This is a genomic window from Kitasatospora sp. NPDC001660 (assembly GCF_053596725.1).
The window spans coordinates 31,055-52,162 of the sequence record NZ_JBSFGU010000048.1; the positions used below are offsets into that span (position 1 = coordinate 31,055).

The 21,108-nt window shown below is 73.9% G+C and carries 6 protein-coding genes; 4 read left to right on the plus strand and 2 right to left on the minus strand.

Features of this window, described 5'->3' with window-relative positions; all coding sequences use genetic code 11:
- Window position 1 precedes the first annotated feature (1 nt).
- Both ACWCXH_RS32865 and ACWCXH_RS32870 read right to left on the minus strand, forming a co-directional pair.
- Window positions 2-970 carry an ABC transporter permease gene (locus ACWCXH_RS32865; protein WP_449805153.1) on the minus strand — a complete coding sequence of 323 codons (969 nt, stop codon included), beginning with the start codon at window positions 968-970 and terminating at the stop codon, window positions 2-4.
- Between the two features lie 14 nt (window positions 971-984).
- On the minus strand, window positions 985-2,568 hold the full coding sequence (locus tag ACWCXH_RS32870) for an ABC transporter substrate-binding protein (RefSeq protein ID WP_449805154.1): 1,584 nt from the start codon (window positions 2,566-2,568) through the stop codon (window positions 985-987).
- A gap of 218 nt (window positions 2,569-2,786) precedes the next feature.
- Here ACWCXH_RS32870 and ACWCXH_RS32875 point away from each other — a divergent pair, with 218 nt between their 5' ends.
- From ACWCXH_RS32875 to ACWCXH_RS32890, 4 genes are all read left to right on the plus strand, one after another.
- Window positions 2,787-4,481, plus strand: a complete 1,695-nt coding sequence (locus ACWCXH_RS32875) for a DUF885 domain-containing protein (RefSeq protein ID WP_449805155.1) — start codon at window positions 2,787-2,789, stop codon at window positions 4,479-4,481.
- 305 nt (window positions 4,482-4,786) lie between these two features.
- Window positions 4,787-5,143, plus strand: coding sequence for a DUF5132 domain-containing protein (locus ACWCXH_RS32880; RefSeq protein ID WP_449805156.1), 357 nt, complete (start codon window positions 4,787-4,789; stop codon window positions 5,141-5,143).
- Window positions 5,144-5,331: 188 nt separating this feature from the next.
- The gene (locus ACWCXH_RS32885; RefSeq protein ID WP_449805157.1) at window positions 5,332-7,614 is read left to right on the plus strand and encodes an ATP-binding cassette domain-containing protein; all 2,283 of its coding nucleotides are present in this window, start codon (window positions 5,332-5,334) and stop codon (window positions 7,612-7,614) included.
- 103 nt (window positions 7,615-7,717) lie between these two features.
- Window positions 7,718-21,108: amino acid adenylation domain-containing protein (locus ACWCXH_RS32890; protein WP_449805158.1), on the plus strand; the 13,391-nt coding region annotated here is incomplete at its 3' end.

Consider the following 21,108-nt stretch of genomic DNA (forward strand, 5'->3'; position numbering starts at 1 on the left):
TTCAGATCTCCCGGATCGCCGAACGGGGGTCGAGCACGGCCAGCAGCACGTCGACCAGGAGACCGGCGAGCAGCACGGTCGTGCCCAGCACCAGCACCATCGCCTGGACCACCGGGTAGTCCTGCGCGACCACGGACTGCGCCATGGCCGAACCGATGCCGGGCCAGGCGAAGACCTTCTCGACCAGCACCGTGCCGGCGATCAGGGCGGGCAGCAGGCTCCCGGCGACGGTGAGCGCGGCGGTCGCCATGTTCGGCGCGGCGTGCCGCAGGTAGCGGCGTGCGGGGGACAGCCGTTTGCTCCGGGCGGTGCGCAGGTAGTCCTCGTTCAGCACCTTCAGTGCCTCCACCCGGACGATGCGCACCAGGACGGCGGCGGGCGCGAGGGAGAGCGCGAGGACCGGCAGGACGAAGGATTCGGCGCCTGCCGCACCGGCCACCGGGAGCAGCTGGAGGCCGACGGCCAGCAGCGCGGTGAGCCCGGCGGCGAGGACGAAGTCCGGCACCCCGGCCAGCCCGGCGGTGACCGCGGTGAACGCGAGCTCGGTGCGCGGATGCCGGCCGTCGCGGGTGCGGACGGCGGCCAGGAGGCCGCCGGGCAGGGCGACGGCGAGGGTGACCAGGAAGGCGAGGCCGGCGATCTCCAGGGTGGCTGGCAGCCGGGTGCGGACCAGTTCCGCGACCGGTGTCCCGGTGACCAGCGAGGTGCCGAGGTCGCCGTGCACGAGGCCGTCGAGATAGTGCCGGTACTGCGACAGGAAGGGTGCGTCGAGCCCGAGTTGGTGTCTGCGGGCGGCCACCAGGGCGGGGGCGGCGTCGACGCCGAGCGCGGCGCGGACCGGGTCGCCGGGGACGAGGCGGATCATCGCGAACGACGCGGTGAGCACGACCCCGAGGGAGAGGAGCAGCCGGGCGGTGCGGCGGCCGAGGAACGCCGTCCAGGGGTGCCGCAGCAGCTGTGGTACGGACACGGTGGGTCCCCCGGTCACTGGTGGAGGCGGATGCTGGTGGGGATGAGCTGGCCGCCGAAGGTGGTGGCGAAGGTGGTGTGGTGGCCGTACACGCTGCTCCGGCCGTCGGCGATCGGCAGCGCGTCGGCCGAGCGCAGGAGCGCGGCGGCGGCCCGGTTCCAGGTGCCGCAGCCCGCCGTGTCGGTCTCCTGGAGGGCCTGGGCGACCAGCGCGTCGTACTCGGGGTTGGTCACGCCCGCGAAGTTGAGGCCCTGGGCGGGGGTGGGGCCGGAGAAGAACGGGATGAAGCCGACCGGCAGGGCGAAGCCCGGAGAGGTGCCGACCACCACGTCGAACTCGCCGCTCTCGTACATGGCGTTGACGAGGGCGGGCAGGCTCTCGGTGACGAGGGAGACCTGCGCGCCGAGCGCCGACCATTCCCGGGCCATCAGCTCGGCGACGGACGGCAGGGTCGGGCCGAGGTCGGGGCTGGTGATCAGGCGGAGCCGCAGCGCCCGGCCGTCCTTGGTCAGCGGGCCGTCGCCGGTACGGGTCCAGCCGGCGGTGCGCAGAGCCTCGGCGGTGTCCTGCGCGGGCAGGCCGGCGGCGGCGAGGCCGGCGTGGCAGACGGCGCCCTCGGCGTCGAAGTCGGTGGCGGGTCGGCCGGTACCGCCGACGGCGACGTTGGCGAGCCCCTGGCGGTCGAGGGCGAAGACCAGGGCGCGGCGCAGCGTCGGGTCGGCGAGGGCCCGGCCGGGGCGCTGGTTGAAGAAGGTCAGCCCGACCACGGTCGCCACGTCGGTGGTGGCCAGGCCGTGGCCGGTGAGCCGGGCGCGGTCCGGCCCGTTCACGGTCGCGATGTCGACGCCGCCGGTGAGCAGCAGGTTCGCCGCGGTGGAGGCCTGAGGCACCACCGGGACGACGATTCGGGCCGGCAGGCCGGGCTCCGCGGTGGTCGCACCGTCCGGGCCCCAGACGTACCCCTCGCGGACGGTGAACTCGTACGGTCCGCCGGGGGTGTAGCGGGTCAGCACGTAGGGTCCGGTGCCCTGGGAGGAGCGGTCCAGCGACTGGGGCCGGTCGAGTCCGGCGGGGCAGACGATCGGCAGCAGGCCGAGGGTGCGGGTGAGGAACGGGAAGGGGGCGGCGGTGGTCGCCGACACCGTGCCGGTCACGTCGTCGGCTTCGGCGGTGAACGGGACGTTCGGGAGGACGGTCTGGGCGCCGGCGAGCTGGTTGGCCGGGTCGCCCGCGTAGGTGAGTGCCCGGGCCACCGCCGAGGCGGTGAGGGGAGTGCCGTCGGAGCAGGTGACACCCGGGCGGAGGGTGAAGACGGCCGTGGTGGTCGTGGCCTGCCAGGACGAGGCCAGGCCGGTGACGACGGTGCCGTCGGCGGCGATGTTGACCAGCGAGTCGTAGGCGTAGCGGGCCTGGGCGGAGCCGAAGGCGGTGTACGGGTTGAAGCTCGGGGTCTCACTGGCCGCCGCGATACGGACGGTCCCGCGGTCCACCAAGGGCGTGGTCGTCGAGGACCGGGCGCCGCCGCAGCAGCCGCTCAGCGCGACAGCCGTCGCGGTCATGGTGGCCGTCAGGGCGACCGGCAGGGGGCGGCGGAACATGGCGCCATGGTGCCACCGGACATTGCTGGTCGCGAGTCAACTCACGTGCGAGGAAGGGGTGTTCGAACGAGTGGAGCTGCGTCTTGCCTTGGCGTGAGCGGTGGGCGTCGGCGTGGGACGGCGGGCGGCGCGATCCTGATTCACTCTTTCGAAGGATGCCGCGGCCTGTGTGTCGCCGACCGGGCGACGTGGCGGTCCGTCATCGCCAGTATGTCGGCATGAGGACGAACGAACCGGGTCGCGAGGTCGGTCACCTGGGGGACCGCTACTGGGAGTTCCTGCTGGAGCGGGACCCGTTGCTGAGAGTCCGACAGGGGCTCCCGGTCGAGACGCTGCCGGGGGCGTCGCTCGTCGAGGCCGAGGAGCGGGCGCGGTTCGCGGCGGGCGTGCTGGAGCGGGTCCGGATGCTCGACGGCGCGGAGCTGTCCGGTGCCGACGCGGACACCGCGGCCGTCCTCGCGGCGCTGGCCGAGCAGGAGCTGCGGGCCCGTCGGTGGTACTGGCTGACGCCCGCCGTCACGCCGTACCGGATGTTCCCGCTGTCGCTCTACGTCGACGCGGTCCTGGGCCCCTGCCGGTTCGCCGAACGGCCTGACGTCGAGCGGTACTTGACTCTGGTGCGCGAACTGGCGCGGGTGGTCGGCTCGATCGGCGACAAGGTGGTCGGGCAGGCCGCGCGCGGCTTCCGGGTGCCCGCCCCGGCCCTGGCCGGAGTGCGGGCCACCGTCGAGGGCCTGCGGTCCTCCGCGGCGCGCCGGGTGATGGTGGCGGACGACCGGCTCGGTGGGCTGGGGCCGGCTGGGCGCGGACGCCTTCGGGACGGCGTACGGCGGCTGGTGGAGGCCGAGTTGACGCCGGCCTTCGACCGGCTGCTCGCCCTCGTCGAGGACCCGGCCTACCGGGGAGAGGCGCCGCAGGAGGTCGGCTGGGCGCGCTACGAGGGTGGCGAGGAGGCGTACCGGGACTTCGTCCGGACGCACACCGGGGGCGACACGCCGCCCGAGCGGCTCCACGAGCTCGGCCGCGACCAGTGCCGCGAACTGGCCGGGCGGATGCGGGAGGTGCGCGCGACCCTGGGCTTCCCGGGCCCCGAGGCCGAGTTCCACGACCGGCTCAGGAGCGAGTCCCGGCTGTATGCCCGGACGCCCGAGGAGGTCGAGGCCCGGTTCCGCGGCCACCTCGACCGGCTGGCCCCCCTGCTGCCGCGGTGGTTCGCCACCCTGCCGGCCGCGCCGTACGGGCTGGCCCGGCTGGACCCGGCGCTGGAGGCGGGGATGACCTTCGGGTACTACGAGCTGCCGACCGCGGCCAGCCCGGTCGGGCGCTACCGCTACAACGGCTCGGACCTGGACCGGAGATCGCTGATCGGTTCGGCCTCCCTGATCTACCACGAGCTGGCGCCGGGACACCATTTCCATCTCGCCCGCCAGGCGGAGGACCGGTCGCTTCCGCAACTGCGGCGTGAGACGGCCGAGTTCGGTGCGTTCAACGAGGGCTGGGCCGAGTACGCGGCGGGCCTCGGCTGGGAGATGGGCCTCTACGACGATCCGTGGGACGCGTACGGGCGCCTCGCGCAGGAGCGGTTCACCGCACAGCGGCTCGTCGTCGACACCGGGCTCAACCTCGGGACGATGAGCCTGGAGCAGGCACGGGACTTCACGCGCGCCAACTCCACCGAGGCGGATGCCCAGATCGCCTCGGACCTGCTGCGCTACGCGACCGACCTGCCGGGGCAGGCGCTCTCCTACCGCGCGGGCTACCTGGAGTTCGGCCGGCTGCGGGCGCGGGCGGAGGCCGGCCCGGGTGCCGGATTCGACGTGCGGGCCTTTCACGAGGCCGTGCTCGGAGGCGGCGGGCTGCCGTTTCCGGCCCTGTGGCAGCGAGTGGCTCGCGAGCTCAGTAATTCTCGATAAGGATAAGTATGAAAACAAGGCTGGTGAATTCTCCGGCGACCGTGCGTACGGCAATTCGTGTTACTCGGGACGGCCGGGGGCACTCGCATGGGTGAAGACGGCCGGTACTGTTTGGCCTCGATGCACATGGCTCGACTACGGTGACGGCAGAGCGGGCGGTGGACCCCGTCGACGAGGAATTCGGCACCGCAGGTGAATCGCGAATTCCGGAAACGGGTGCTTCCGCCCGCCCGGCTGTGCGCTGCTTCGGTGTTGGCAGTGCCCGGAGTCCCTGTCATACGTCTGCGTAGAGAGGATGGAGCATCATGCCGCCCGTAGTACCGCCCTTCCTGGTCGGCCTCATCGTCGCGCCACTGGCCAAGCGTCTCCTCAAGCCGCTGGTGCGAGGCGTCGTCAAGACGTCGGTCGGTCTCGCCCTCGAGGTGAAGAAGGCGGCCCATGAGGCCGGAGAGAACATTCACGACCTCGCGGCCGAGGTGGCCGCCGAGATGGTGGCGGCGCAGGTCGCCACAGGTGACATCGGTGTCCGTGCCGACGACGGCCGGCGGGTCGTCGAGGGCACCGTGTCGAACGGCGAGAGGGACGAGGCCGCCGACCGGGCCGAGGCCGAGGCGAGGGCCCCGAAGATCCGCGCGACCGCCGGCGCCGGCAAGCCGAACTGACCGCCTGTCCGGCGGCCCCGGCCGCCGTGTGGACGTGAATTCCGGTCCCCCTGGAAAACGCGTCCACACGGCAGTCGGCCGCAGGCTCGCCGACGGCATCACTCTTTTCTCGGGACATTCCACTCCGTCGCAGTAATCCGTCATGCCCGTGACGGTTTTGCGACCTCCGCAAACAGGTGATCCTACACATGCCATCTCTGCTGGCTGCCGCAGCCGGATATCGCTCCGTGGATGTGGACGTGCGCCCGCGCTCGGTCATTCCGGGCCGCCAGCGCTGGGACGTCAAGCCGGTTCTCGGGCGGCCACAGACGGCCGAAGTCCTCGCCTCGGCCCTTCGGCGCATTCCCGGGATCACCGAGGCGCAGGCCAGCCCGATCACCGGCGGGGTCCTCGTCCGGCACGACGCGCGCGTCAGCGCCACGGACGTCGGCCGGATCGTCCGCCGAGCCGTCACCCTGGTCATGGCGGGCACGGCCAGGGCCGCACGCCCCGCACCGGAACCGGCTCCGCGCGCCGATCGCGGCGTCGTCGTGCGCCCCGTGCTCGCCGTCGGGGGCGGGGTGGCGGCCGGTGTCGCGCTGATCCGCGGGTCGGCGCTGAGCAAGCAGCTGGTGGCGCTGGGCGGCGTGGCCGCGGCGACCGCGGCCGTCGTCCGGAAGACCTGGCGAACGGCGGTCGACTCGCCCCGGGACCTGTCCGGGGCCGGGACCGAACGACACCCCCTGCTGGAGATCGTCGGACCGCACCGCCGGCGCCTCTACCGGGCCGCCGCGCTGTCCGTCGCCTGTCAGGTCTCGGAGATGGCGCTCGGCACTTTCCTCGGCTGGACGGGACTGGTGCTCATCAAGGGCGAGGCGGCGCCGCTGGTCAGCCTCGGCCTGACCACCGCCTCCGCCCAACTCTGGGGCCTGGCAGGGCTGGTGGCCATCGCCTGCGCTGCCGTGGCAGGCCTGTCGTACACCTCGAACCTCCAGTGGCGCCGACTCGGCCAGGACATCGAGCACGACTGGCGGAACCGGACGTTCGGGCACGTGCAGCACCTCGAACTGCGGCACCTGGAGGGCGAGCGAACCAGCCGGGTCGCCGGCGCGCTCACCGAGGACGTCGGCCAGCTGGGCACCTTCTTCGCCGGCTCGGCCAACGACGTGCTGCAGCTGGGCACCAGCCTGGCCCTCCTGGTACCGGCGTTCCTGCTGCTGGCACCGCAGATCGCCTGGATCGCGTTCCTGCCCATCCCGGTCATCGCCTGGCTGTCGCTCCACTACCAGGACAAGGTCGCGGCCGACTACGCCGTCTCCGGCGAACGCCGGGCCAGGCTGCACAGCCAGCTGGTCAACACCCTGGAAGCCGGTGCCACCGTCAAGAGCTTCTGCACCGAGGACTACGAGGCCGAACGCATCGACCGGCTCGGCGAGGCGGCCCAGGAGGGCAACCGGCAGACCGACCGGAGCACGATCCGCCACGCCGAGACCGTCCGGGCCTGCACGACCACCTCGATGGCCGGCACCCTGCTGGTCGGCGGCCGCGCGGTGCTCAACGGCAGCCTCCGGTTCGAGGTGTTCAGCCCGCTCATCGGCCTGCCCCAGATGGTGCTGATGCGGATGAACCGCCTCGGCGGCATCGCCGACCAGTACCAGCGCACACTGGCCGCCTACGACCGGGTCCAGCGGCTCCGTGCCCTGCCCCTGGAGACCGAAGGCACCGGCGAACCCCTCGACGCCGACAAGGTGCAGGGCGAGATCGTCCTCGACGAGGTCACCTTCGCCTACCCCGGCCGGCCGCCGGCACTGGACGACCTCTCGCTGACCATCCCCGCCGGGCGGACCACCGCCCTCGTCGGCGCCACCGGCTCCGGCAAGACGACGATCGCCAAGCTGCTGATGCGCTTCCAGGACGCGGAGTCCGGCGCCGTGCTGCTCGACGGCCGGGACGTGCGCGACCTGCCGCGCCGGGACCTGCGGAACGCGATCGGCTTCGTCGCCCAGGACCCGTTCCTCTTCGACGGCAGCATCGCCGACAACATCCGCTACGGCAGCTTCGCGGCCTCGGACCAGGCCGTGGTCGCGGCGGCCACGATGGCCGAGGCGCACACCTTCATCTCGACCCTGCCGGACGGCTACGACACCCTCATCGGCGAGCGCGGCGCCGCCCTCTCGGGCGGCCAGCGACAGCGGATCGCCCTGGCCCGGGCGATCCTCAAGGACGCGCCGGTCGTCATCCTCGACGAGGCCACCTCCGCCGTGGACAACGAGACCGAAGCCGCCATCCAGCGCACGCTCCGCGGCTTCGCCGCCGACCGGACGATGGTCATCATCGCCCACCGGCTCTCCACCGTCCGCCACGCCGACCGGATCTACGTCATGGACAAGGGCGGCGTCGTGGCCGAGCAGGGCACCCACGACGAACTCGTCGCCCAGCACGGACTCTACGCATCCCTCTGGCAGCTCCAGGCCGGCGAACTCGCCGCCTGACCGAAGCCAGCCGCCCCGCCCGCCGACCGCGTGATGCCACCGCGGTCGGCGCGGCCCGGCGCGTCGTGCGCGTACGCCCGCCCACACTCCTGGAGGTACCCCCATGCCCCGTCGCGACGGCGACGTCCTTCCCCTGACGGCTGCCCAGCGTGAGATCTGGCTCGCGGAGCAGCGCTCCCGGACGCCGATTCCCGGCTACCGCGTCGGCGAATGCCTGGAGATCCACGGGCCGGTGGAGCCGACGCTGTTCGAGGCCGCGCTGCGCCGGGTGGTCGACGAGGTCGACGCCCTGCACGTGAGCTTCGTCGACGGCGGCGACGGCCCGCGCCAGGTCCTCCGCGAGACCTGGGACTGGGCGCCGGCGCACCTGGACCTCAGCGGGGAGGCCGCACCCCGTGCGGCGGCCATGGAATGGATGGAGCGGGACCTGATGCGCCCGCTGGACCTCGCCCGCGACCCGCTGTTCGGCCACGCGCTGATCAGGCTGTCGCCGACGGACTTCCTCTGGTACCTGAACTACCACCACGTGGTGCTGGACGCGATCAGCAGCTCCCTGGTCAGGCAGCGCGTCGGTGACGTGTACTCGGCGCTGGCCGAGGGCGCCCCGGTGCCGCCGTCGCCGTTCGGCTCACTGCGGGACCTGGTCGACAGCGACGCCGCCTACCGCGCGTCGGCGGACTTCACCGCCGACCGCGACCACTGGACGGAACGCTTCGCGGACCGGCCGGCACCGACGCGGCTCACCGACAGGTCCGCGACCGACCCGCACCGAGCCCTCCGGCTGGCCGGGGAACTGGAACTGCGGCGCCCGGACGCGCTGAGGGCGGCGGCGGGACAGGCCGGTGTCCGGTGGTCCCGCCTGCTGATCGCGGCGACCGCGCTCTACGCGCACCGGCTGACCGGCACGCAGGACGTGGTGCTCGCCCTCCCGGTCACCGCCCGTCGGTCCGCCGACCGCGACCTGATGTCGGTACCCGGCACGATGTCCAACGTGGTGCCGCTGCGGCTGACCGTGCGACCGGACATGTCGTGGCGCGAACTCGCCGCCCAGACGGCGCGGGAGGTCGAGTCGGCGGTCGCGCACGAGCGGTACCGCAGTGAGGACCTGCTGCGGGACCTCGGTGCGCCCGGCAGCATCGGGACGGCGTTCCCGCTGATCGTCAACATCATGGCCTTCAACTCCAGGCCGAGCTTCGCCGGGCACCCCGCCTCCGTGCACCACTTCGTGTCGGGGTCGACCACCGACCTGGCGGTCTGGGTGTTCGACTACCGGGACGGCAACCCTCCGCTCCTCAGGCTCCACGGCGCGCCGGAGGCGTACGGCGACGGAGACCTCGCCGCCCACCAGCAGCGGCTGCTCGCACTGCTCGACGCCGTCGCGGACTGCGACCCGGACGAGCCGGTGGGCCGGATCGAACTGCTCACCACCGAGGACCGCGGGGAACTGGCGGCCGTCGGCACGGGGCCGGCGACGGAGGTCCCGTCCGCGAGTCTGCCGGAGCTGTTCCGGGAGCACGTGCGGGCGACTCCGGACCTCACCGCGCTGGTGTGCGGGGACGTCTCGCTGACGTACGCGGAGCTCGACGCGCGGGCGAACCGGCTGGCGCACGCCCTGACCGAGCGGGGAGCGGGGCCGGAGCGGCTGGTGGCGGTGGCCCTGCCGCGCTCCGCCGAACTCGTGGTGGCGATCCTGGCGGTGCTGAAGACCGGCGCGGCGTACGTCCCGGTCGATCCGGAGTACCCGGTCGCCAGGATCGCGTACCTGCTCGACGACGCCAGCCCCGCGGTGCTGGTGACCGACTCCCCGACCGGGGAGCGGCTGCCCGGGGCCGGTCCCGTCGACCGGCTGGTGCTGGACGACCCGGAGACGGCCGCGCTGGTGGCGAGTCGCCCGGCGGCGGACCCGATGGTGGCGGTCGATCCGGCACACCCGGCCTACGTCATCTACACCTCCGGTTCCACCGGGCGGCCCAAGGGCGTGGTGCCGACGCACGGCGGGCTGCTCAACCTGTTCGCCGGCCAGCAGCGGGCACCGTCCCCGCTCACGGGACGGGGCCGGCTGCGCGTGGCGCTCACCACGTCGGTCTCCTTCGACGCCTCCTGGAACCAGTTGCTCGGCCTGTGCGCCGGCCACGAGCTGCACGTCCTGGACCACGCGACCTGGACCGACCCGGACGCCTTCGTCGACTACGCCAGGCGCCACCGCCTCGACTTCGTCGAGGCCACCCCGTCGTACCTCCAGGTCCTCGTCTCACGGGGACTGCTGGACGATCCCCAGTGGCGCCCGGCGATCGTCGCGGCGGGCGGCGAGGCCGTTCCGGAGCAGCTGTGGGAGCGGCTGCGGGCGGCCGACGGGGTGTCCTGCCTGAACTTCTACGGGCCGTCCGAGTGCACGGTCAACTCGGTCGTCGCGCCGCTGGGGTCGAGCCGGCGTCCGGTGATCGGCCGTCCGGTCGGCAACGCCCGGCTGTACGTGCTGGACGGTGCGTTGCGGCCGCTGCCGGTGGGTGTGGCGGGTGAGTTGTACATCGCCGGCGCGGGCCTGGCACGGGGCTATCTGAACCGGCCGGCGCTGACCGCCGGGCGCTTCACGGCCGACCCGTTCGGGCCGGCCGGCTCGCGGATGTACCGCACCGGTGACCTGGTGCGGTGGGACGCCGACGGGAACCTGGAGTTCCTCGGCCGTACCGACGACCAGGTCAAGGTCCGGGGCTTTCGGATCGAACTCGGCGAGATCGAGACCGTGCTCGTGGAGCACCCGCAGGTCGCACAGGCCGCCGTCGTGGTGCGTACCGAAGGCGATGCCCGGCTGGTCGCCTACGTGGTTCCGGTGTCCGGTGCCACGGTGTCCGGTGCCGCGGTCGCCGCGACCGGGCTGCGCGAGCACCTGCGCGAGCGGCTGCCGGAGTACATGGTGCCGGCCGCGTTCGTGACGCTGGACGCGCTGCCGCTGACGCCGAACCGCAAGCTCGACCGACGGGCCCTGCCCGTGCCCGAGCAGGCCGCGGTCGCCCCGGGCCGCGCTCCGCGCACCGCGACCGAGCACCTGCTCGCCGGGCTGTTCGCCGAGGTGCTCGGGGTGGCCGAGGCCGGGCTGGACGACAGCTTCTTCGACCTCGGCGGACACTCGCTGCTGGCCACCCGGCTGGTCGCCCGGGCACGGTCGGTGCTGGGCGTGGAGCTGAGGCTGAGCGACCTGTTCGACGCGCCGACGGTCGGGGAACTGGCGGCGGCCGTGGACATCGCGGGCCGGGCGCGCCCGGCACTGGGGCGGCGCGAGCGGCCCGAGACGGTCCCGCTGTCCTTCGCGCAGCGCCGGCTGTGGTTCCTGCACCGCATGGAGGGCCCGAGCGCCACCTACAACATCCCGCTGACGCTGCGGCTGTCCGGGAACCTGGACCAGCGGGCCCTGGAGGCCGCCCTGGCGGACGTGATGGAGCGGCACGAGACTCTGCGCACCGTCTTCCCGGTGGCCGACGGCGTGCCGTGCCAGCGGGTGCTGGACCCCGACGCGGCACGGCTGCGGCTGCGGGTGACCGAGGTCGGCGAGCGCGACCTGCCGGACCGGCTGGCGGAGGCGGCCCGGTACGGTTTCGACCTCTCCGCGCAGCCGCCGCTGCACGCCGAACTGTTCCAGCTGGGGACCGAGGAGCACGTGCTGCTGCTCGTGGTGCACCACATCGCCGGTGACGGCTGGTCGATGGGGCCGCTCTCGCGGGACCTGACGACCGCCTACGCGGCCCGCGCCGAGGGGGCGAAGCCGGAGTGGTCGCCGCTGCCGGTCCAGTACGCCGACTACGCCCTCTGGCAGCGCGAGCTGCTCGGTGACGGCGCGGACCCGGACAGCCTGCTGAACGACCAACTCGCCTACTGGCGCGAGCAGCTGGCGGAACTCCCCGAGCAGGTGGAGCTGCCCTTCGACCGGCCCCGCCCGGCCGTGATGTCCTACCGGGGCGCCCACCTGCCGGTGCGGATCGACGCCGAGCTGCACCAGGGCCTGCGCGAACTCGCCCGCGGCGGCGGCGCCAGCCTCTTCATGGTGCTCCAGGCCGGGCTGGCCGCCCTGCTGGGCAAGCTCGGCGCCGGCACCGACGTCCCGATCGGCACGCCGATCGCCGGACGCACCGACGAGGCCCTGGACGACCTGGTCGGCTTCTTCGTCAACACCCTGGTGCTGCGCACCGACCTGTCCGGCGACCCGTCGTTCACCGAACTGCTGGGCCGGGTGCGCTCCGACGCGCTGGCCGCGTACGCGCACCAGGACGTGCCGTTCGAGCACCTGGTGGAGGCGCTGAACCCGACCCGGACACTGGCGCACCACCCGCTGTTCCAGACCATGCTCGCCCTGCAGAACGCGCCGCTCGGCGCGTTCGACCTGCCGGGGCTGCGGGTGGCGACCGACCTGGTCCACACCGGGACGGCCAAGTGCGACCTGACCTTCATCCTGGCCGAACAGCCCGACGCGGACGGGCTGTCGGGCGTGGTGGAGTACAGCACCGACCTGTTCGACGCGGTCACCGTGGCGGGGATCGTCGACCGGTGGCTGCGACTGCTGCGGGCCGTGGTCGCCGATCCCGGCCGACGGATCGGCCAGGTGGACGTGCTGTCCGCCGACGAGCTCCGCGCGCTGCTCCCGGCCGGCGAACTCCTCGCCGGGGAGCAGCCGGGGAGCGGCATCACCGCCCTCTTCGAGCGGCAGGTGAGGGCGAACCCGGCCGCGGTCGCGCTCACGGACGGCGAAGTCACCCTGACGTACCGAGAGTTGAACGCCCGGGCCAACCGGCTCGCGCACGCCCTGATCGACCGGGGCGTGGGCCCGGAGCAGCTCGTGGCGCTGGCCCTGCCGCGCTCGGCGGAGCTGGTCGTGGCGGTGCTCGCGGTGCTCAAGGCCGGCGCCGCGTACGTGCCGGTGGACCCGCAGTACCCGGCCGCCCGGATCGCCTACCTGCTCCAGGACACCCGGCCCGCACTGCTCGTGACGACGGGCGGGATCGGCGACCTGCCGGGAGCGGACGGGCTGGACCGGCTGCCGCTGGATGCCGCCGGCCTCGAAGGGCTGCCGGACACGGACCCGGGCATCCCCGTCGACCCCGGCCACCCCGCCTACGTCATCCACACCTCCGGGTCCACCGGCAACCCCAAGGGCGTGGTGGTCCCGCACCGGAACGTGGTGCGGCTGTTCGGCACCACCGAGGAGCTGTTCGGCTTCTCCGCCGAGGACGTCTGGACGCTCTTCCACTCCTACGCCTTCGACTTCTCGGTGTGGGAGCTGTGGGGCGCGTTGCTGCACGGCGGCCGGCTGGTGGTCGTGGACCACGAGACCAGCCGCTCGCCCGGCCGGTTCCTGGAGCTCCTCGCCCGTGAGCGGGTGACGGTGCTCAACCAGACGCCGTCCGCCTTCTACCAACTGATGCAGGCGGACGCGCAGGCCCCGGAGACCGGCCGCCGACTCGCCCTGCGCACGGTGGTGTTCGGCGGCGAGCCGCTGGAGCACGCGCGGCTGGCGAGCTGGTACGAGCGGCACGCGCAGGACGCGCCGCGGCTGGTCAACATGTACGGCATCACCGAGACCACGGTGCACGTCACGTATGCGGCGCTCGACCGCTCCGGCACCGCCGCCGGCCAGATCGGCACGGCCATCCCGGACCTGCGGACGTACGTGCTCGACGACGGCCTTCGCCCGGTCGCCCCGGGCGTGCCCGGCGAGCTGTACGTGGCCGGCCCCGGCCTGGCGCGCGGCTACCTGAACCGGCCCGGCCTGACCGCCGGGCGGTTCGTCGCCGACCCCTTCGGACCGGCCGGCGCCCGGATGTACCGCAGCGGCGACGTGGTGCGCCGCGCCGCCGACGGCAGCCTGCGCTACGTCGGCCGGGCCGACCAGCAGGTGAAGGTGCGCGGCTTCCGGATCGAGCTCGGCGAGATCGAGGCGGCGCTCGCCGAACACCCGGCCGTCGCGCAGGTCGCCGTGCTGGCCCGGCAGGACCGCGCCGACGACACCCGGCTGGTCGCCTACCTGGTACCGGCCGCCGGCACGGCGCCGCGCCCGGCCGTCCTGCGCGAGCACCTGGCCGAGCGGCTGCCGCAGTACATGGTGCCGTCGGCGTTCGTCGTGCTGGACGCGCTGCCGCTGACCACCAACGGCAAGCTGGACCACCGGGCCCTGCCCGCCCCCGACCTCGTCACGGCGGGCACCGGCCGCACGCCGCGCACCCCGCAGGAGCAGATCGTCTGCGAGCTGTTCGCCGAGATCCTCGGCGTGGCAGCGGTCGGGGCCAAGGAGAGCTTCTTCGACCTGGGCGGGCATTCGCTGCTGGCCACCCGGCTGGCCGCCCGGATCCGGGCGACGCTCGGCGTGGAGATGGCGCTGCGCACCCTGTTCGAGGCGCCGACCCCGGCCGCTCTGGCCGCCGCCCTGGTGGGGGCCGGACCGGCGCAGGCGGCGCTGGCGCCGGCCCGGCGGCCGGAACGGATCCCGCTGTCGTTCGCGCAGCGGCGGCTGTGGTTCCTCCACCAGCTGGAGGGCGCCAGTGCGAACTACAACATCCCGTTGGCCTGGAGGCTGTCCGGTCCGCTCGACCGGGAGGCGCTGCACGCCGCGCTGACGGACGTCGTGGCCCGGCACGAGAGCCTGCGGACGGTGTTCCCGGTGGTGGACGGCGTGCCGTACCAGCAGGTGCTGGACGTCGTCGCGGCCCGCCCGGGTCTGGCCGTGCACCGGACCACGGAGGGCGGGCTGTCCGACGCACTGGCGGCGGCACAGGCCCACGGGTTCGACCTCGAAGCCGAACTGCCGTTGCACGCGGAGCTGTTCGAGCTGGCGCCGGACGAGCACGTGCTGCTGCTGGTGCTCCACCACATCGCCGGCGACGGCTGGTCGCTCGGCCCGCTGGCCGCCGACCTCACCGAGGCCTACGCGGCCCGCTGCCGGGGCGAGGAGCCGCAGCGCGAACCGCTGGCCGTCCAGTACGCCGACTACACCCTGTGGCAGCACGAACTGCTCGGCGAGGTCACCGACGACGACAGCCCGTTCGCCCGTCAGGCGGCCTACTGGACGAGGCAGTTGGCCGGCCTGCCGGAGCAGACCCGGCTGCCCGCCGACCGGCCCCGACCGGCGGTCGCCTCGCACCGGGGCGGAATCGTGCGGGCCGAGTTGGACGCGGAGCTGCACCGCGGTCTGCGCGAGCTCGCGCGCACCAGTGGCACCAGTCTGTTCATGGTGCTCCAGGCCGGGCTCGCGGCGCTGCTGAGCAGGCTCGGCGCGGGCGATGACATCCCGGTCGGCAACCTCACCGCCGGCCGTGGCGACCAGGCGCTGGACGAGCTCGTCGGCTTCTTCGTCAACACCCTCGTGCTCCGCACGGACACCTCGGGTGACCCGACCTTCGCCGAGCTGCTCGCCCGGGTCCGGGACACCGCGCTGGCCGGGTACGCGCACCAGGACCTGCCGTTCGAGTACCTGGTCGAGGCCCTCAACCCGATGCGGTCGCTCTCCCACCACCCGCTGTTCCAGGTCATGCTGGTGCTGCAGAACAACGACCGGGCCGAGTTCGCCCCGCCCGGCCTGCGGGTCGGCGAGCTGGAGTTGACCACGACCTCGTCCAAGTTCGACCTGGTCTTCTCGCTGGCCGAGCGGCACGCCGAGGACGGCTCCCCGGCCGGGATCGACGCCTTCGTCCAGTTCGCGAGCGACCTGTACGACCCGGCCACCGTCGAGACGATGGTCGCGCGCCTGGCCCGGCTGTTGGCCGCGGCCGTGGCCGACCCGCGGCGGCGGCTCGGCCGCCTCGACCTGCTGTCCGCCGAGGAACGCCGCGAGCTGCTGCCGGCCGTCGAGGGCGGGGCGGCCGGCGCGAGCCTGCCGGAAGCCTTCGCGGCGCAGGCGGCTGCGACGCCTGACGCGGTCGCTCTGGTGGGCGATGGCGAGGAGGTGACATATCGTCAATTGAACGTCCGGGCCAATCGGTTCGCGCACGCGTTGATCGCCCGGGGTGCCGGCCCGGAGAGGATCGTGGCGGTGGCGTTGCCGCGGTCGGTGGACTTCGTGGTGGCCGTCCTCGGTGTTCTGAAGACAGGGGCGGCGTACCTGCCGGTGGATCCGGCGTACCCGCAGTCGCGGATCGCGTTCATGCTGGAGGACGCCCAGCCGACGGTGGTGGTCGACGACCCGGCGACCGTGGCCGAGACGTCGAAGTGGCCGGAGACCGACCCCGCCGTTCCCGTCGACGTCCGGCACCCGGCGTACGTGATCTACACCTCGGGTTCGACGGGCCGGCCCAAGGGCGTGGTGGTCGGCCACGAGGGTCTGCTCGCCATGGTGGCCGCGCAGGCCGACCGGCTCGGCATCGACGCCGGCAGCCGGGTGCTCCAGTTGGCCTCGCCGAGCTTCGACGCCTCCGTGTGGGACCTGTGCGGCGCCCTGTTGACCGGGGCCACCCTCGTCCTGGCGCCCGCCACCGAGCCGGTCACCGCGTTGACCGACCCGGGCCTCGCGCTCACCCACGCCCTCGTGCCGCCCTCCGTCCTGGCGGCTCTGCCGTCGGACGCGGTGACCGTCCCGACGCTGGTGTCGGCCGGTGAGGCGTGTCCGCCGGAGCTGGTGGCGCGGTTGGCGCCCGGACGCCTGATGATCAACGCGTACGGTCCGACCGAGACGACGGTCGTCGCGACGATGAGCGACCCGCTGCTGCCAGGGCCGGGCGTGCCGCCGATCGGGCGTGTCGTCGCCGGGCTCCGCGGCTACGTGCTGGACCGGCGGCTGAGCCTGGTGCCGCCGGGCGTGACCGGGGAGCTGTACCTCGCCGGCCCCGGCCTGGCGCGCGGCTACCTGAACCGGCCCGGGCTCTCCGCCGTACGCTTCGTGGCCTGCCCCTTCGGCCCGGCCGGGGCGCGGATGTACCGCACCGGCGACCTGGTGCGCCGATGCCCCGACGGCCAGCTGGAGTACGTCGGCCGGGCCGACGACCAGGTGAAGGTGCGCGGCTTCCGGATCGAGCTCGGCGAGATCGAGGCCGCGCTCGCCGAACACCCTCAGGTCGGCCGGGTCGCGGTGGTCGCACGGACGGACCGGGCGGAGGACACCCGGCTGGTCGCCTACCTGGTGCCCGCCACCGGAACGGAGCCGCAGCCGGAGGAACTGCGGGCGCACCTGCGCGAGCGGCTCCCGGACTACATGGTGCCCGCCGCGTTCGTCTGCCTCGACGCCCTGCCGCTGAACGTCAACGGCAAGCTCGACCGGCGCGACCTGACCGAGCCGGAGTTCACCGGGGCGCGAACCGGCCGGGCGCCGCACACTCCCCAGGAGCACGTGCTGGCCGGGCTGTTCGCCGAGGTGTTGGGCCTGCCGCAGGTCAGCGTCGATGACGACTTCTTCGACCTGGGCGGGCACTCGCTGCTGGCCACCCGGCTGGTGGCCCGGGTGCGCGCCACCCTGGGCGTGGAGCTGGCGCTGCAAACCCTGTTCCGGACCCCTACGGTGGCCGGGCTGGCCGCCGGGCTGGGCGGCGCCGACCGGGCCAGGCTCGCCCTGGGACGGGCGGAGCGGCCCGAGCTGGTACCGCTGTCGTCCGCGCAGCGGCGGCTGTGGTTCCTGCACCAGCTGGAGGGCACCGGACCGATCTACAACATCCCGCTGGCGTGGCGGCTCTCGGGACCGCTGGACGTCGTGGCCCTGGAGGAGTCGCTCGGCGACGTCGTCGACCGGCACGAGACCCTGCGCACCGTCTTCCCGGCGGTGGACGGCGTGCCGTATCAGCAGGTGCTCGCCGCTGGAGAGGTGCGGCCGAGGCTTTCGGTCACCCCGGCCGACGAGACGGTCCTGCCGGAGCTGCTGACCGGGGCCGCAGCGCGAGGGTTCGACCTCGCGGCCGAAGCGCCGTTGCACGCGGAGGTGTTCGAGCTCTCGGCGGACGAGCACGTGCTGCTCCTGGTGGTGCAGCACATCGCCGGCGACGGCTGGTCGCTGGGCCCGCTGGCCGCCGACCTGGCCACCGCCTACGCGGCGCGCCGCCGGGGCGAGGAGCCGCGCTGGGCGCCGCTGCCGGTGCAGTACGCCGACTACACCCTCTGGCACGACCGGTTGCTCGGCGACCGCGACGACCCCGCGAGCCTGTTCGCCCGGCAGTCGGCCTACTGGACGGACCGGCTGGCCGGCCTGCCCGAGCAGATCCGGTTGCCTGCCGACCGGCCCCGTCCGGCGACCACCTCGTACCGGGGCGGCCACCTGGCGATCGACCTGGCCCCGGAGCTGCACGGCGCACTGGTTCGCCTGGGCCGGGAGCACGGGGCCAGCGTCTACATGGTGCTGCAGGCCGCGCTGGCGGCGCTGCTGGACAAGCTCGGCGCGGGCACGGACATCCCGGTCGGCAGCCTGATCGCCGGCCGGACGGACGAGGCGCTGGACGATCTCGTCGGCTTCTTCGTCAACACCCTGGTGCTGCGCACCGACACCTCGGGCGACCCTTCGTTCGCCGAGCTGCTGGTCCGGGTGCGGGAGGACGCGCTCGGCGCGTACGCCCACCAGGACCTGCCGTTCGACCACGTCGTCGAGGCGCTCAACCCGTCCCGGTCGCTCGCCCGACAGCCGCTGTTCCAGGTGCTGCTCGCGCTGCAGAACGTGCCCCGCACCGAGTTCACGCTGAGCGGTCTGAGCGCCGAGATCCTCCTGGTGCGGACGCCCACGGCGATGTTCGACCTCGGCTTCCACCTGCTGGAGCGCGGCGGCACCGGCGGGCCGGCCGAGGGCATCGTCGGGCGGGTGGAGTACAGCACCGATCTGTTCGACCACGCCACGGTGGAGGCCCTCGTCGACCGGTGGCTGCGGCTGCTGGCGGCGGTGGTCGCCGAGCCCGGGCGGCCGCTCAGCCGGATCGACGTCCTCACCGCCGAGGAGCGGCACGAGCTGCTGGTCGCGCGCAACGACACCGCGTGCCCGGCTCCCGCCGCCGGTCTGCCGACGCTGTTCGAGGCGCAGGTGCGGGCGACCCCGGAGGCCGAGGCGGTGGTGTTCGAGGACACCGTGCTGACGTACCGCGAGCTGAACCGCCGGGCCAACCGGCTGGCGCACGCGCTGATCGCGCGCGGGGTCGGGCCGGAGCAGGTCGTCGCCCTGCGGCTGCCGCGCTCCGCCGAGCTGGTGGTCGCCGTCATCGCGGTGCTCAAGACCGGTGCGGCGTACCTGCCGATCGACCCGGACTACCCGGCCGCCCGCATCGCGTACATGCTGGAGGACGCCCGGCCGGCCGTGGTGCTCGACGACCTCGCGGCCGTCACGCCTTCCGATGAACGGCCGGAGCACGACCCGGCCGTCGCCGTGGACCCGCGCCACCCGGCCTACGTCATCTACACCTCGGGCTCCACCGGCCGGCCCAAGGCCGTCGTGATGCCCGCCGCCGGACTGCTGAACCTGTTGGAGTGGCACCACCGGGCCGTCGGCGGCGAACCGGGCACGCGCACCGCGCAGTTCACCGCGATCAGCTTCGACGTCTCGGTGCAGGAGGTGCTCTCCGCGCTGCTCTACGGCAAGACCCTGGTGGTGCCGACCGAGGAGCAGCGCCGCAGCGCCGAGCTGTTCGCGCACTGGCTGGACCGGCACGGCGTCGCCGAGCTGTTCGCACCGAACCTGGTGGTCGAGGCGCTGGCCGAGGCCGCCGAGGAGGCCGGGCTGGACCTGCCGGACCTACGGCTGGTCGCGCAGGCCGGCGAGGCGATGCGCCTGGGCGGTGCCGTACGGCGCTTCCAGTCCCGTCGGCCGGGCCGGGCGCTGCACAACCACTACGGCCCCGCCGAGACCCATGTGATCACCGCCTACCCGCTGCCGGCCGACCCCGCCGACTGCCCGCTCCCGGTGCCGATCGGCCGTCCGATCGCCAACTGCCGGGCGTACGTCCTGGATTCGTCACTGCGGCCGGTCGCCCCCGGCGTGCTGGGCGAGCTGTACCTGGCCGGGACGGGGCTCGCCCGCGGCTACCTGGACCGGCCCGGGCTCACCGCCGGGCGCTTCGTCGCCAACCCGTACGGACCGGCGGGTGCGCGGATGTACCGCACCGGTGACCTGGTCCGCTGGCGCGCCGACGGCGAGCTGGAGTTCGCCGGCCGGGTGGACCACCAGGTGAAGGTCCGCGGCTTCCGGATCGAGCCGGGCGAGATCGAGGCCGAGTTGACCGCGCACCCGGGTGTGGCCCAGGTCGCGGTGCTCGCCCGCGAGGACCGGCCGGGGGAGACCCGGATCGTCGCGTACGTGGTGCCCTCGGCACCGGAGCCGGCCACCACGGCGGCACTGGCGGCCTACCTGCGCGAGCGCCTGCCCGACTACCTGGTGCCGGCCGCGTTCGTGCTGCTCGATGCGCTGCCGCTGACGCCGAACGGGAAGCTGGACCGGGCCGCGCTGCCCGCGCCCGAGCCGGGAGCGGCCGGGAGCTGCCGTGCGGCGCGCACGCCGCAGGAGCAGATCCTGTGCGAGCTGTTCGCCGAGGTGCTGGGCCTGCCGCGGGTCGGGGTCGACGACGACTTCTTCGACCTGGGCGGGCACTCCCTGCTCGCCACCCGGCTGGTGTCGCGGGTCCGGGCGACCCTCGGGGTCGAGCTGGAGCTGCGAGCCCTGTTCCGTACGCCGACGCCCGCCGGGCTGGCGGCCGGGCTGCAGGACGCCGCCACCGCGCGTCAGGCCCTGGCGCCCCGGCCCCGTCGCGAGCCGATGCCGCTGTCGTTCGCCCAGCGCCGGCTCTGGTTCCTCCAGCAGTTCGGGGCGCCGAGTGCCACCTACCACATGCCGCTGGCCCTGCGGCTGTCCGGCGACCTCGACCGGGGCGCGCTGAGCGCCGCGCTCGCGGACGTGGTGGCCCGGCACGAGACCCTGCGTACGGTCTTCCCGCACACCGCCGGTGTCCCGTACCAGCGGGTGCTGGACGTCACCGAGGCGGCCGTCCCGCTGGCCGTGCACACGGCCGGCGAGGCGGAGGTGCCCGCGCTGCTGCGCGAGGCGGCGGTGCGCGGCTTCGACCTGACCTCGGACGTACCGCTGCGGGCGGAGCTGTTCGCGGTCGCGCCGGACGAGCACGTGCTGCTGCTGGTCATGCACCACATCGCCGGCGACGGCTGGTCCATGGGCCCGTTGGCCCGCGACCTCGCCACCGCCTACGCCGCCCGGAGGGGCGGCGGGGCGCCCGCATGGCCGCCGCTGCCGGTGACGTACGGCGACTACACCCTGTGGCAGCACGAGATCCTCGGCGACGAGCACGACACGGACAGCGTGTTTGCCCGACAAGTCGCCTACTGGAGTGAGAAGTTGGCCGGGCTGCCGGAGCAGCTGCCGCTGCCCGTCGACCGGCCGCGCCCGGCCGCCATGACGTACGGCGGCGACCTGCTGGAACTCCGGATCGACGCCGAACTGCACGCCGCTCTAGTGGAGTTGGCGCGACGCACCGGCACCAGCCTGTTCATGGTGCTCCAGGCGGGCCTCGCCGCGCTGTACACGCGGTTGGGCGCGGGGACGGACAT